The following is a 235-nucleotide window of genomic DNA, read 5'->3' on the forward strand; positions in this document are numbered from 1 at the left end:
ATCCTTTTAAGATATCCTTTTGGTGTTAGTGCCGCGGCAATTAGTTGATGATTTTCATCATACTTTTCGGCAATGTATTCTTTAAAGTCACGGGTAAAACCATACTTATCAGTCCGTCGACGATAAGCATTAAAATTAAACCGGACGTTTTGCGGATTGATAAAATAATCATCTTTTTCATGATAGTCCCAGTTCATAACCTTACGGTCATCACTTTGCCATTTTCGACTATTCT

1 pseudogene is annotated in these 235 nt (G+C 36.2%); it reads right to left on the reverse strand.

The features are described 5' to 3' along the window. Positions 1–235, reverse strand: a pseudogene (locus tag MZO41_RS16700) (IS1182 family transposase); the annotation flags it as partial.

The organism is Lactiplantibacillus sp. C232 (genome assembly GCF_023806725.1).
GTDB classification, from domain to species: domain Bacteria; phylum Bacillota; class Bacilli; order Lactobacillales; family Lactobacillaceae; genus Lactiplantibacillus; species Lactiplantibacillus plantarum.